The organism is Streptomyces sp. NPDC048612, assembly GCF_043199295.1.
GTDB lineage: Bacteria > Actinomycetota > Actinomycetes > Streptomycetales > Streptomycetaceae > Streptomyces.
In genome coordinates, this window is record NZ_JBICVV010000025.1 from 70,102 (window position 1) to 83,000 (window position 12,899).

Below are 12,899 nucleotides of genomic sequence, written 5' to 3' on the forward strand. Positions count from 1 at the left end.
GGATCAGAAAGACATACACCGTGCCACGGAATGCGTGCGCACATATGGGCGTTTGCCCGTATACAGGGAGGCGGCATGACAGAGACGACGAGCGGCCCGGCACGAGGCTCCCGCGCCAAGGGCAGCAAGGCGAGCAAGGGTCTGCGTATCGAGCGCATCCACACCACACCCGGCGTGCATCCGTACGACGAGGTGGAGTGGGCGTCTCGTGACGTCGTCATGACCAACTGGCGCGACGGCTCGGTCAACTTCGAGCAGCGTGGCGTCGAGTTCCCCGGCTTCTGGTCGGTGAACGCGGTCAACATCGTCACGAGCAAGTACTTCCGTGGCGCGGTGGGTTCCCCGACCCGTGAGTCCAGCCTCAAGCAGCTCATCGACCGAGTGGTCAAGACCTACCGCAAGAGCGGCGAGGAGAACGGCTACTTCGCCTCCCCGGCGGACGCCGAGATCTTCGAGCACGAGCTGGCCTACGCCCTGCTCCACCAGGTCTTCAGCTTCAACTCGCCGGTGTGGTTCAACGTCGGCACCCAGCAGCCGCAGCAGGTCAGCGCCTGCTTCATCCTCTCCGTCGACGACTCCATGGAGTCGATCCTCGACTGGTACAAGGAAGAGGGGATGATCTTCAAGGGCGGCTCCGGCGCCGGCCTGAACCTCTCCCGTATCCGCTCCTCCAAGGAGCTGCTCTCCTCCGGCGGCAACGCCTCCGGCCCGGTCTCCTTCATGCGCGGCGCCGACGCGTCCGCCGGAACGATCAAGTCGGGCGGCGCCACCCGCCGTGCGGCCAAGATGGTCGTCCTGGACGTGGACCACCCGGACGTCGAGGCCTTCATCGAGACCAAGGTGAAGGAGGAGGAGAAGGTCCGCGCCCTGCGCGACGCCGGCTTCGACATGGACCTGGGCGGCGACGACATCACGTCCGTCCAGTACCAGAACGCCAACAACTCGGTCCGTGTGAACGACGAGTTCATGAAGGCCGTCGAGTCCGGCTCGCAGTTCGGGCTGCGCGGCCGGATGACCGGTGAGGTCATCGAGCAGGTCGACGCCAAGGGTCTCTTCCGCAAGATGGCGGAGGCCGCCTGGGCGTGTGCCGACCCCGGCATCCAGTACGACGACACCATCAACCACTGGCACACCTCGCCGGAGTCGGGCCGGATCACCGCGTCCAACCCGTGCAGCGAGTACATGCACCTGGACAACTCCTCGTGCAACCTCGCCTCGCTCAACCTCCTGAAGTTCCTGCGCGACGACGACCTGGGCAACCAGTCCTTCGACGCCGAGCGCTTCGCCAAGGTCGTCGAGCTGGTCATCACGGCGATGGACATCTCCATCTGCTTCGCCGACTTCCCCACCGAGAAGATCGGCGAGACCACCCGCGCCTACCGTCAGCTGGGCATCGGCTACGCCAACCTCGGCGCCCTGCTGATGGCCACCGGCCACGCCTACGACTCCGACGGCGGCCGTGCGCTGGCCGGTGCCATCACCTCCCTGATGACCGGCACCTCCTACAAGCGCTCCGCCGAGCTGGCCGCGGTCGTCGGCCCGTACGACGGCTACGCCCGTAACGCGGACGCCCACAAGCGCGTCATGAAGCAGCACTCGGACGCCAACGGCACCGCGCCGCGCATGGACGATCTGGACACCCCGGTGTGGGCCGCGGCGACCGAGGCCTGGCAGGACGTGCTGCGCCTCGGCGAGAAGAACGGCTTCCGCAACGCCCAGGCCTCCGTGCTGGCCCCCACCGGCACCATCGGCCTGATGATGGACTGCGACACCACGGGCGTCGAGCCGGACCTGGCGCTGGTGAAGTTCAAGAAGCTGGTCGGCGGCGGCTCCATGCAGATCGTGAACAACACGGTCCCCAAGGCGCTCAAGCGGCTCGGCTACCAGCCCGAGCAGGTCGAGGCGATCGTCGCCCACATCGCCGAGCACGGCAATGTCGTCGACGCCCCGGCCCTGAAGACCGAGCACTACGAGGTCTTCGACTGCGCCATGGGCGTGCGCTCGATCTCCGCCATGGGCCACGTGCGCATGATGGCCGCCGCGCAGCCCTTCCTCTCCGGTGCGATCTCCAAGACGGTCAACGTCCCGGAGACGGCCACCGTCGAGGAGATCGAGGAGGTCTACTTCGAGGGCTGGAAGCTCGGCCTGAAGGCGCTCGCGATCTACCGCGACAACTGCAAGGTCGGCCAGCCGCTCTCCGCCAAGAAGAAGGAGGAGGAGAAGAAGGCCGAGCCGGTCGCCGAGAAGAAGGTCGTCGAGTACCGCCCGGTCCGCAACCGCCTCCCCAAGGGCCGTCCCGGCATCACCACGTCCTTCACGGTCGGCGGCGCCGAGGGCTACATGACCGCCAACTCCTACCCGGACGACGGTCTCGGTGAGGTCTTCCTGAAGATGTCCAAGCAGGGCTCGACCCTCGCGGGCATGATGGACGCCTTCTCCATCGCGGTGTCGGTGGGCCTCCAGTACGGCGTGCCGCTGGAGACCTACGTCTCGAAGTTCACCAACATGCGCTTCGAGCCGGCCGGTATGACCGACGACCCGGACGTGCGGATGGCGCAGTCGATCGTCGACTACATCTTCCGCCGCCTGGCGCTGGACTTCCTGCCGTTCGAGACCCGCTCGGCGCTCGGCATCCACTCCGTCGAGGAGCGTCAGCGCCACCTGGAGACCGGTTCGTACGAGCCGTCCGAGGACGAGGTCGACGTCGAGGGCCTGGCCCAGTCGGCGCCCCGCCAGACGGAGTCGGTGAAGGAGTCCACCCCGGCGGCGAAGACCGCCGAGGAGTCCGCGGCCCCGAAGCAGGCGCACACCAACGCCGAACTCGTCGAGATGCAGCTCGGCATCAACGCCGACGCCCCCCTGTGCTTCTCCTGCGGGACGAAGATGCAGCGGGCCGGCAGCTGCTACCTGTGCGAGGGCTGCGGTTCCACCAGCGGGTGCAGCTGATCACGAGCGGACGGGCGTCCGACGCGTGAGCGGCTTCCGCTGAGGGCACCGCGCCGTATGTGAGAGAGGGTGCCGACCACCGGTCGGCACCCTCTTCTGCTGTGGTACCCGCCGTTGTTGCGGCCATAGAGTGCCGCGTTGTGAACAGACACCTGGCTTTCGAGCGACTGCACAACTTCCGTGACCTGGGCGGCTATCGCAGCGCGGACGGCCGGACGGTACGAGGCGGCCGGCTGTTCCGCTCCGACTCGCTGGGCAAGCTGCGGGGCGAGGACTGGACACGCTTCCTCGGCCTGGGCATCGGCACGGTCATCGACCTGCGTTACCCGTGGGAGATCGACGCCAAGGGCCGTATCCCCGCACACCCGTCCTTCCGCTACCACCACCTCAGCATCGAGCACCGGCCCTACGACCAGCCGAGCCTCGGCCCCGAGGTGGAAACCGGCCCGTTCCTCGCCGAGCGGTACCTGGAGGTCGCCCACGACGGCGTCGGGGAACTACGGCAGGCACTTGAAGTGATCGCCGTCGCGGACGGCCCCGTGGTGTTCCACTGCGCGTCCGGCAAGGACCGCACCGGTCTGCTCGCCGCACTCGTACTGGCCGCCCTGGGAGTGCCGGAGGCCGACATCATCGAAGACTTCACCCTCACCGAGCGGGCCACCGAGCGCCTCCTCGCGGACTGGCGGGCCGAGCACCCCGGCCAGGAACCGGTCTGGCCCGGATACGGCCGGGCGCCCGCCGACGTGATGCGCCGGTTCCTCGCCGCTCTGACGCGACAGCACGGTTCCGTGCGGGGTTACCTCAGCGGAATGCTGGGCGTCGACGACGAGATGGTCGCGATGCTGCGCCGGAAGCTCCTCGATCCGTCCGGGGAGCCTGCCGACCCTTCCGGAGCGCGGGTGGGGGCGGCCTGAAGGGGGCCGGTGAGGCCTCCCATGGGGGCCTCACCCGGGGGGGGGAGGCGGCAGAAGGGCTCCTTTTCCCTCACCGCCGTCCCAGAGGGCTCGCTGCCGCCCGTCAGCGGCCCATCTCCGCGGTGAACGTGTGCGGGTCGGCGTCGAATCCCCGGAGCGCCGAGTGGAAACGCCACTGCCCCGCCTCGTCCCGGACGAACTCGGCGACCGTCGCGGCGGTCGCCCCGGGGACCTCGGTGAAGTCGTGCTCCACCAGGTCGGTGTACCCCTCGCGGATGCGTACCGCGGTGTTCCCGACTTCGCCGAAGACCTTGCGGCCCTCGCCCTGCTGGATGGCCACTCCCACGATCACCCGGGTGTAGGTCTCGGCCAGCCGGTGCAGCTCCAGCGTCATGATCTCGTCGAAACCGAAACCCTGGCCGGTCCTGCTGTCCCGGTTGAGGGTGATGGTCCCGTCGGGCGACCGGCTGTCGAAGTGCACCAGATAGGCCGGGTCGCCGTGCGGCGCGTCGGCCGTGTAGGTCGCCGCGACGATGTCGAGGTCATTGTCCGGTGTCCCGATGGGGCTCGGGTCCCACTTGAGCGTTACCTCGACCTTCTCGATGCCTTTGCTGAGCGTGCTCACCGGACGTCCCTCCCGTCATCTCCCGGGGACCGCGGCGCGGCCGGCACGGCCACGTGGCAGCTCCCCGGGACTTCCCGTTGGCTGACCATCGTGCCACGGTCCGGCGACCCGGGGGCGGAGTGAACTGCCCCTGGTCACACGTGGTTTGTCGGGGCTCGGGTGGCTGAAAAACGCCGTCCGGTCAAGGGGGGGGACGGCTCGGCTCAGTGAGTCCGCTCGTCCCAGAGGCGGTTGAGCTGGCCGTCCAGTACGTCGAGGGCCTCGGCGGGGGAGAGGTGGCCGATCAGGACGTGGGTGGTGAGGCCGTCGGCCAGGGCGAGGAGCGTACGGGCCGCGCGGTCCGGGTCGGCGGTGTCCGATGCCTCCGCGATCAGCCGCGCGAACATCGTCCGCAGGCCGGCGTAGTTGGCACGCAGAATTCCGGCCAGGGGCGGGCTGACGGCAGCCTGGGCCACGAAGGCCAGCCAGACCCGCGCCTCGGCGCGATGTTCCTCCTCGACCAGCGACACCTCGGTCGCGGCGTGCCCCAGGGCCGTACGGGCCGACTGGGCGGGTGAGGCGGTCAGCCGGGCTGACACCCGCGCGGTGATCCGTTCGCCGATGTGGCCGAGCGCGAAGACCAGCATCTCCTCCTTGGTGCCGAAGCAGCGCTGGACGGCGCCCATGGACACCCGCGCGCGGGCCGCCACATCCCGGAGCGTGACGCCCTCCAGGCCACTCTCGTCGGCGAGTTGGCACACCGCCTCGGCGATGTGCCGGCGACGGCTCTCGTGGTCGACCTGTCTGGGCATGTCCCGCACTCCGGTTATTCGATGCGTGTGTATCGGTGGCAAGGTTACGATGTCGAAGCGATGCAAGTGCATCGGAACGTCGAACGGCGCCGGATACCGGTTTCCGGGTGCCCGGAAGGGCGGCCGGCGCCACGCGAGGGGGAGGACATGCGCAACGCGCTGTGGAAGATGACGGCCCGCGCCCAGGCGGCGGCGGTACACGCCGGCGAGGTGTCGGCGGGGGAGCTGGTCGAGGCGCATCTGGAGCGGATCGCCGAGGTCAACCCGGCCGTCAACGCCGTGACCCAGCTGCTGGCCGAGCGGGCGCGGGACGAGGCGGCGGAGGTCGACCGCCGGCGCGCTGCGGGCGCCGAGCTGGGACCGCTGGCCGGTGTCCCGTTCACGGTGAAGGAGACCACGGCCATCGAGGGGGTGCCGACGACCTACGGCGCGGAGCGCTTCCGTGACTTCGTCGCGCGCTCCGATGCGCCCCCGGTGGCGCGGCTGCGCGCGGCGGGCGGCATCCCCGTCGGGCACAGCAACATGCCGACGCTCATCCTGGCGGGAATCCACACCCGCAGCGAGCTGTTCGGGGACACCCTGAACCCCTGGAGCACCGCCGTCACGCCGGGTGGCAGTAGTGGCGGCGACGGTGCGGCCGTGTCGGTCGGCATGGCCCCGCTCGGGCTCGGTAACGACTCCGGTGGTTCGGTGCGGCTTCCCGCCTCCTTCTGCGGTGTCGCGGGTCTGAAGCCGACCTACGGGCGGTACGCCGCCGACCACCGCATCGGCCCGGACGACCCCGCGCTCGCCGCTCAGCTCCTCGTGGTCGACGGCCCGTTGGCCCGCACCGTCGATGATCTGCGGCTCGCCCACGAGGTGCTGGCCGGGGCTGATCCGCGCGACCCGCGGGCCGTACCGGTGCCGCCCTACGGGGCGCCGCCGGCGCGTCCGCTCAAGGTGGCGATGGTGGCGGACCCCGGGGGCCGTGGTGTGCATCCGGTCGTGCGCCGGGCCGTGGAGAGCGCGGCGGACGCGCTGCGGGACGCGGGGTACGAGGTGTGCGAAGTGACGGACGTACCGCGGCTGGACGACGCCCTCGACGTCTACGCCCGGATGACGCTCACGGAGTTCGCCACCACCTGGCCGGCGGTCAAGCCGCTGCTCGGAGAGGGCGGGCACCGCTATGTCGAGTGGGGGATGGCCAGGTCGGGCCCCGTGGACCTGCCGGAGTATCTGCGGCTGACCGGGGTGCGGATGGGTATCCAGCGGGACTGGGCGGCCTTTCTGGACGCGTATCCGCTGGTCCTGGGGCCGGTGTTCACCGATCCGCCGTTCGCGCCGGGGGAGGAGGCGCGGGACGCGGAGAGCCATGGACGGGTGCAGGACGCGTTGCGGCTGTGCACCGCGACCAGTTTCGTCGGGGTCCCCGCGGTGGCCGTGCCCACCGGCGTCGTGGACGGGCTCCCGTACGGAGTGCAGCTGATCGGGCGCTCCTACCGGGAGGACCTCTGCCTGGAGGCGGCCGAGGCGGTGGAGCGGCGGCTCGGGGTCCTCACTCCCATCGATCCGCGCCCGTAAGGAAGTTCGGGGTGGCGGGTTGTGACGCGCAGTGATCCCGGTCCGGCCCAGGGCCGTACGATGGCGCGGTGCTGGTCAAGTGGATTCGCCTCACCGTCGTGGACCGTCGAGGGTTCGAGCGGGGGCAGCGGAAATGGGCGGGGCTGCTGGGTGAGCCGGGATTCCGGGGGCAGTGCGGCGGGTGGAGCCGGGGACGGCCGGGTGTCGCGCATCTGGTCGCCTTCTGGGAGAGCCGGGCGTTCTACGACTCCTTCATGGCGCGCTCGCACGACCGGCTGGCGGCCGCCCAGATCGGCACGTACAAGGACGCCCAAGTCCGGCTGTTCGAACACGAGTTTGATGTGAAGGTGGGCTTCCGCCCCTCCTTCAGCGATGTGGACGTCCTGCGGCTGGCGCACTGCCAGGTGCGCCAGGACCGTGTGGATCACTTCATGCTGATGCAGGAGAAGGTCTGGAACCCGGCGATGGCGGGTTCACCGGGCATGCTGCGCGGGATGCTGGGGCGGGCTCCGGGGGAGGAGTTCCTGGTGCTGTCCCTGTGGCAGTCGGCGGCCGAGCGGGGCAAGTACCGGCCCGAACGGGTCGAGCGGCTGGCGCTGCGTGCCCAGATAGCCGCGGACGTCCGGGCGATCGCGGGCGACGTGGTGCAGCTCGAACCGTCGTGGACGGTGTGACGGACGGCGTGCTCAAGGGGCCGTTCCCTGCGCGGTGTCCGCCTCGTCGGCGGCCGTGAACGCCCCGGCGCGGGCGGCCGCGAGCGTCGCCGCCACGGTCTGCTCCGCGACGCTGTCGTCGACCGGCTCCCGGGTGATGAACAGCCGGAAGAACAGCGGCGCCGAGACGGAGCGGACGACCGCTCCGGCGTCGATGCCGTGCTGCGGGGCGGCATCGGCGGCGGCGCCGGCCACGCCTGCCTCCCCGGCGCCCGGTGATGCCGGCAACTCCCCGCGCTGCACGGCGCGTTCGACGACGGCCTCGCAGCGCGCGAACCGCTCGGTGTAGTAGGCGCGCAGCGCTCCGGCCGCACGCTCCGACTGGAACGCGGCGGCGATCATCGCGGAGCCCGAAGCGGCCACCGCCGGGTCGGTGAACGACGTGACGACCTCCCGGGCCAGGGCGCGCAGATCGCCCTCCAGGGACCCGGTGTCGGGTGGGACCCAGCTGTCCTCGCCCGCGAGGTCCAGAGCGTCCGCCACCAGGCCCTCGACGTCCTTCCAGCGCCGGTAGAGCGTGGTCTTGTGCACGCCGGAGTGGGCGGCGACGTATTCGACGGTGAGTCCTGGATAGCCGTGTTCGGTGAGTCCGGCCAGTACGGCGTCGCGGACGGCGGCGCGGGTGCGGGCGGTGCGGCCGCCGGGGCGCCGGGTGCCGGGGCTGGGTGCGGAGCCGTCCCCCTCGGGGTTGTTGCCGGGCACCGTCTGCTCAGTCAATTGCAACTCCAGTTGCGTTAGTGGATTACGTCTGTCATCATCATCGTAATGCGACTAGGGTTGCATTTACCTCGGGAGGATGCTTGTCCACTCTCACTCCCCTTCAGAACTTCCTGCCCGGTATCACCCGGCCGTACGGCGACCGGCCGCTGCCGGGTGGCGCCGCCCGGCCGATACGCCCCGGCGAACGCGTGATTTATGCCCGATTCTCGATGTGGCTGGTGTGGCTGGTGTGGCTGGTGTGGCTGATGTGGCTGATGTGGGGCTTCGCCGCCCGCGCCCAGGGGAGGTGCGACGGCTGCCCGGCCCCGCTCGCGCACCGACGACGGAGGCGACGGGGGACGGATGTGCGACGGGCCGCGGCCCCGGCAGCGTGCGACAGCCGCGAGGTGCCCGATTTAGGCTGGCGGCATGGCTCGGCCCCGACGCATCGTTCTCATCCGCCATGGAGAGTCGGAGGGGAATGCCGACGACACCGTGTACGAGCGCGAACCCGATCATGCGCTCGCCCTGACCGGGGCCGGGCTGCGGCAGGCGGCGGAGGCCGGCGGCGCGGTGCGCGCGATGTTCGGCGACGAGCGGGTCTCCGCGTATGTCTCTCCGTACCGCCGCACCCACCAGACCTTCCGCGAGCTCGGCCTCGATCCCGCCAGGGTCCGGGTGCGCGAGGAACCCCGGCTGCGCGAGCAGGACTGGGGCAACTGGCAGGACCGCGAAGACGTCCGACGGCAGAAGGCCTACCGGGACGCCTACGGCCACTTCTTCTACCGCTTCGCCCAGGGAGAGTCCGGAGCCGACGTCTACGACCGCGTCGGGGCGTTCCTGGAGAGTCTGTGGCGCAGCTTCGAGGACCCCCAGCACCCGCCGAACGTCCTGATTGTCACGCACGGGCTCACCATGCGGCTGTTCTGTATGCGCTGGTTCCACTGGACGGTCGCCGACTTCGAGTCGCTGTCCAACCCCGGCAACGCGGAATGGCGCACCCTGCTGCTCGGCCCCGACGGCCGCTACACCCTCGACCGGCCCTTCGAGCGCTGGTGTGAACCCGTTCCTTATGGGGCCACCGGTTAGAGTGCACCCCGATGACCCTCGACCACCGTGACGCAGACCGCTGTGAGCGGGCTCTGGCGAGCCTGCGTGGACTGTCCGTGGGTGACGCCCTCGGCTCCCAGTTCTTCGTCCCCGCGAACTACCCCTCCCTCAAGCGCCGGGAGACGCCTCCCGCCCCCTGGCAGTGGACCGACGACACCGAGATGGCCTGCTCCGTCCTGGCCGTCCTCGCGGCCCACAGCCGGATCGACCAGGACGCTCTCGCCCGCTCCTTCGCCGACCACCACGACTTCGACCGTGGCTACGGGCCGGCCGTCAACCGCATGCTGCGGCTGATCCGCGAGGGCGGCGACTGGCGCGAGCTGGCGTCCGGGCTCTTCAACGGCCAGGGCTCCTGGGGCAACGGAGCCGCGATGCGGATCGCGCCCCTCGGCGCCTGGTACGCCGACGACCCCGAGCAGGCCACCCACCAGGCGGAGATCTCCGCCTACACCACCCACCAGCACCGCGAGGCGGTCGTCGGCGCCATGGCCGTCGCCGCGGCGGCCGCCCTGGTGGCCGACCCGGACCGCGACACCGGCCCCGAGCAGCTGCTCGACGGGGTGCTGGAGCTGATCCCGCGCAGCGCCGTACAGGCCGGGCTGCGCCGGGCCCGCGACATGCTCGACTACGCCGACTCCGGCACCGTCGCCGCCGTCCTGGGCTGCGGACGGCGCACCAGCGCCCATGACACCGTGCCCTTCGCTCTGTGGGCCGCCGCCCAGCACCTCGGCAACTACGAGCGGGCGTTCTGGACCACGGTCCAGGCGGGCGGCGACGTCGACACCACGTGCGCGATCGTCGGAGGCATCGTCGCCGCCGGACGCGCCGGCGCTCCGCCCGAGGCGTGGCTGGAAGGCACCGAGTCCCTCCCGTCCTGGACCCCGGCCCTCCCCGACTGACCACCGCCGTACCGCCGCGCCCCTTCGCTCGTCGCGCCTTCCCGTCCCGACCTGCGCGCGCCTGGTTGTCGGCGCGCGTTCCGATGCCCTGTGGCACCCTCCAACGGGCTGCCCCGTACGGTGACTTCGACGCTGCACCGGTGTGCGCAGGGCGATGGAACGGCGACGTTCGGTACCGGTCCCGGGGTGCCCGGGCCGCTTCGGCGTACCCGCCGGTAGTGATACCGTCCGGTGCTGCTCACGCGGTCGCCGGCACCGATTTCCGCCAGGTCCGGGTCCGGTGCGGACGGCCGGGCCGAATAGGCGTAACCTGGCTGGCGCCATGCCGTACGAGCCCCCCACACATTCCGTCGAGCGATCATTGCGCGCCACGACGGGCGCCAAGATCGTTGCAGGTGTCGACGAGGTCGGACGCGGAGCGTGGGCCGGTCCGGTCAGCGTCTGCGCAGCCATCACCGGACTGCGCCGGCCGCCCGACGGACTCACCGATTCCAAGCTGCTGACTCCCAAGCGCCGAACCGAACTGTGCGATGTGCTCGGCGAGTGGGTCACGTCGTATGCCCTGGGGCACTCCTCGCCGGAGGAGATCGACGAGCTGGGCATGACCGCTGCCCTGCGGCTCGCGGCCGTACGCGCCCTGGAGGCGCTGCCGGTCCGGCCGGACGCGATCATCCTCGACGGCAAGCACGACTACCTGGGCGCGCCATGGCGGGTCCGCACGGTCATCAAGGGCGACCAGTCCTGTATCGCGGTTGCCGCCGCGTCCGTGATCGCCAAGGTGCGGCGCGACGCGCTGATGGCCGAACTGGGCCTGGCACACGCCGACTTCGACTTCGCGGGCAACGCCGGCTACCCCTCGCCGACCCATCGCATCGCCCTGGAGGAGTACGGTCCTACGCCGCACCACCGAGTGTCGTGGTCCTACATGGACGCCCTGCCCCGGTGGCGGCATCTGAAGAAGGTGCGCATCACCCCCGAAGCAGCCGCTCTGGAAGCCGGTGGCCAACTCGGCTTCGACTTCTGAGCGGTGCGGGCATGAATTCGGTACCCGATGACATGTTCCGCACTTACGTTTGATAGACATCCCTTTATGCCTCTCATCCCCGAGGAGCCTCAGATTCACGAGAGTGTCCCGGGTCCCCGCGCAACTCCGGCCGCCGGCCGTACCGCGCCGACCCCCCGTCCTGTTCCTGGTCCCGGTCCCCGCCCCGCGCCTCCGCGCGGCGCCCCCGCGTCCAGCGTCCGTCCGGGCAAGCCCGGACCTGCCGCCCCGCCGCGTGGTCCTGTCGCCGCTCCGCCGGCGCAGCGCACCAACTCCCCGCAGCCGCCCGCCGGTGCGTCCGGCAGCGCTGCGGGAGCGCAGCTGCAGCTGATCCCGGCTCCGGCCGACGGCGCCGTCGACGCCGCCGACGAGGCCGTCGATCTCCTGCTGGACTCCGGTCGCGCGCCGGGCGAAATCCTGGTGCTGACCACCGGCGAGACCCATCCGTGGGCCGCGCATGAACTGTCCTTCGGCGAGGCGTCCTACTGGGCCCAACACGACGCCGCGGACGATGTGTTCTACGCGGACGCCGCGTCCGGGCGGGCCACCGGCCGGCCCGTCGTGGTCGTCGCGGTCAACGGCGACTCGGACGAGGTCACCGCGGGGGCGTTGCCCGCTGCGATGGCCCGCGCCGGAACCCTGCTGATCGTCTGCGGTGACCCGCAGCGGATCAACGCCGTGCTCGGCGCCAACGCCTGACCGTAGCCGGTTCGCAACAGCCCGTCGGCCCTGGAGGCCGTCGGGCTGGCTTGCGTTCCAGACTGGCGAGACCCCGTGCGACGGACGTCATGGTGATGCCGAACGGAGCGCTCGTTCTCCCGCCCGGGGCGGGAACCCGGGATGCCCGCCCGGTCCGCTCAGCGCGCTGCCGTGTGCCGATGCGCTTCCGGCGCACCGCCGCCGGTGCGTCGCGGCACCGAACGGTTCTGGGCCGGAATGCCCACAGCAGCACGCGGATGATCCGCATACGTCGTCGTCATGTGCGCCATCTCCCTGCGCCCCGCCCCTGAAGGTGCCGGCTCTCCGAGCGGCATGTCCACCGGAGACGTCCTCGGGCGGCGCCCGCCCCGGCCCTCTCCCAGGACCTGCCAGCGGTCCGGGGTCAGGGTGATGTACGCCCCGCAGCGCAGCCCGTGCAGGGTGCAGGCGTCGCGCAGCCCCCACATCCACGCCCCGTCCGTCTCCGTCCAACGGGGCTCGCCCGCACGGCAGTAGAGCAGCACGGCGGTCCGCACCGGGGCGCGCAGCCGCAGGTCGTGCGGGATGACGCGGCGCAGATGCGCCAGCAGCACATTGCGGAACCCCCAGCCATCGGGAGCGGCCGCGAGTTCGGTGAACGAAGCGCTGGCCGTCACCCGCTCCTGCGCATCGAGCACCGCGACGATGGCCGTCGACGGCTCCGGGCGATGTCGCTCGTGCAGGCCGGCGACGACCTCACGGGGGTTGCGCAGCAAGGGGATGCCGGCCGAGGCCCATTCGGCGGGCTCCAGCATCCGCCCCAGTCGGGCGGAGTCGGCGGACGCGGGCGGGGGCATCTGCGAGGGTGAGGCGAAGCCGAAGGTCACGTTCCTCCCTTCGTCTACGCGTCCGGACATCGGAC

Annotated in this window: 12 protein-coding genes; 8 read left to right on the forward strand and 4 right to left on the reverse strand. The window is 70.9% G+C overall.

Translation table 11 applies throughout. The features are described 5' to 3' along the window. The first annotated feature begins 75 nt into the window (after positions 1-75). Together ACGFN2_RS29900 and ACGFN2_RS29905 are read left to right on the forward strand one after the other, a co-directional pair. Entirely contained in the window at positions 76-2,946 is a 2,871-nt protein-coding gene (locus ACGFN2_RS29900; RefSeq protein WP_362605284.1) for a vitamin B12-dependent ribonucleotide reductase, read from the forward strand. Between the two features lie 140 nt (positions 2,947-3,086). Then, a complete protein-coding gene (locus ACGFN2_RS29905; RefSeq protein ID WP_393365647.1) occupies positions 3,087-3,860 on the forward strand; it encodes a tyrosine-protein phosphatase in 774 nt (257 codons plus the stop codon). Positions 3,861-3,963: 103 nt separating this feature from the next. On the opposite strand, the gene ACGFN2_RS29910 is transcribed toward ACGFN2_RS29905, so the two are convergent. Both ACGFN2_RS29910 and ACGFN2_RS29915 read right to left on the reverse strand, forming a co-directional pair. Continuing rightward, a complete protein-coding gene (locus tag ACGFN2_RS29910; protein ID WP_393365649.1) occupies positions 3,964-4,485 on the reverse strand; it encodes a TerD family protein in 522 nt (173 codons plus the stop codon). 203 nt (positions 4,486-4,688) lie between these two features. After that, positions 4,689-5,276: a TetR/AcrR family transcriptional regulator gene (locus ACGFN2_RS29915; protein WP_362605278.1), complete on the reverse strand. Its 588-nt coding sequence runs from the start codon at positions 5,274-5,276 to the stop codon at positions 4,689-4,691. 147 nt (positions 5,277-5,423) lie between these two features. Between ACGFN2_RS29915 and ACGFN2_RS29920 the strand changes: the two genes are divergently transcribed. Both ACGFN2_RS29920 and ACGFN2_RS29925 read left to right on the forward strand, forming a co-directional pair. Next, positions 5,424-6,836, forward strand: a complete 1,413-nt coding sequence (locus ACGFN2_RS29920) for an amidase (protein ID WP_393365651.1) — start codon at positions 5,424-5,426, stop codon at positions 6,834-6,836. 68 nt (positions 6,837-6,904) lie between these two features. Further along, complete coding sequence (locus tag ACGFN2_RS29925; RefSeq protein ID WP_362605274.1) at positions 6,905-7,510, forward strand: YdbC family protein; 606 nt, start codon at positions 6,905-6,907, stop codon at positions 7,508-7,510. 12 nt (positions 7,511-7,522) lie between these two features. Here the strand turns inward: ACGFN2_RS29925 and ACGFN2_RS29930 are convergent, their stop codons facing one another. Continuing rightward, a complete protein-coding gene (locus tag ACGFN2_RS29930) occupies positions 7,523-8,266 on the reverse strand; it encodes a TetR/AcrR family transcriptional regulator C-terminal ligand-binding domain-containing protein (RefSeq protein ID WP_393365653.1) in 744 nt (247 codons plus the stop codon). 411 nt (positions 8,267-8,677) lie between these two features. Here ACGFN2_RS29930 and ACGFN2_RS29935 point away from each other — a divergent pair, with 411 nt between their 5' ends. From ACGFN2_RS29935 to ACGFN2_RS29950, 4 genes are all read left to right on the forward strand, one after another. Continuing rightward, complete coding sequence (locus tag ACGFN2_RS29935) at positions 8,678-9,337, forward strand: histidine phosphatase family protein (protein ID WP_362605270.1); 660 nt, start codon at positions 8,678-8,680, stop codon at positions 9,335-9,337. A gap of 11 nt (positions 9,338-9,348) precedes the next feature. After that, entirely contained in the window at positions 9,349-10,257 is a 909-nt protein-coding gene (locus ACGFN2_RS29940; protein ID WP_393365655.1) for an ADP-ribosylglycohydrolase family protein, read from the forward strand. A gap of 322 nt (positions 10,258-10,579) precedes the next feature. Further along, on the forward strand, positions 10,580-11,281 hold the full coding sequence (locus ACGFN2_RS29945; protein ID WP_362605266.1) for a ribonuclease HII: 702 nt from the start codon (positions 10,580-10,582) through the stop codon (positions 11,279-11,281). Positions 11,282-11,347: 66 nt separating this feature from the next. Next, the gene (locus ACGFN2_RS29950) at positions 11,348-11,998 is read left to right on the forward strand and encodes a hypothetical protein (RefSeq protein ID WP_393365658.1); all 651 of its coding nucleotides are present in this window, start codon (positions 11,348-11,350) and stop codon (positions 11,996-11,998) included. A 158-nt stretch (positions 11,999-12,156) separates the two neighbouring features. On the opposite strand, the gene ACGFN2_RS29955 is transcribed toward ACGFN2_RS29950, so the two are convergent. Then, entirely contained in the window at positions 12,157-12,864 is a 708-nt protein-coding gene (locus tag ACGFN2_RS29955) for a hypothetical protein (RefSeq protein ID WP_393365706.1), read from the reverse strand. Positions 12,865-12,899 lie beyond the last annotated feature (35 nt).

Excerpts from the sequence above, each read along its gene's own strand:
- ACGFN2_RS29900 (WP_362605284.1), top strand. The coding sequence starts at position 76 with ATGACAGAGACGACGAGCGGCCCGGCACGAGGCTCCCGCGCCAAGGGC.
- ACGFN2_RS29915 (WP_362605278.1), bottom strand. The coding sequence starts at position 5,276 with ATGCCCAGACAGGTCGACCACGAGAGCCGTCGCCGGCACATCGCCGAG.
- ACGFN2_RS29920 (WP_393365651.1), top strand. The coding sequence starts at position 5,424 with ATGCGCAACGCGCTGTGGAAGATGACGGCCCGCGCCCAGGCGGCGGCG.
- ACGFN2_RS29935 (WP_362605270.1), top strand. The coding sequence starts at position 8,678 with ATGGCTCGGCCCCGACGCATCGTTCTCATCCGCCATGGAGAGTCGGAG.
- ACGFN2_RS29940 (WP_393365655.1), top strand. The coding sequence starts at position 9,349 with ATGACCCTCGACCACCGTGACGCAGACCGCTGTGAGCGGGCTCTGGCG.
- ACGFN2_RS29945 (WP_362605266.1), top strand. The coding sequence starts at position 10,580 with ATGCCGTACGAGCCCCCCACACATTCCGTCGAGCGATCATTGCGCGCC.
- ACGFN2_RS29950 (WP_393365658.1), top strand. The coding sequence starts at position 11,348 with ATGCCTCTCATCCCCGAGGAGCCTCAGATTCACGAGAGTGTCCCGGGT.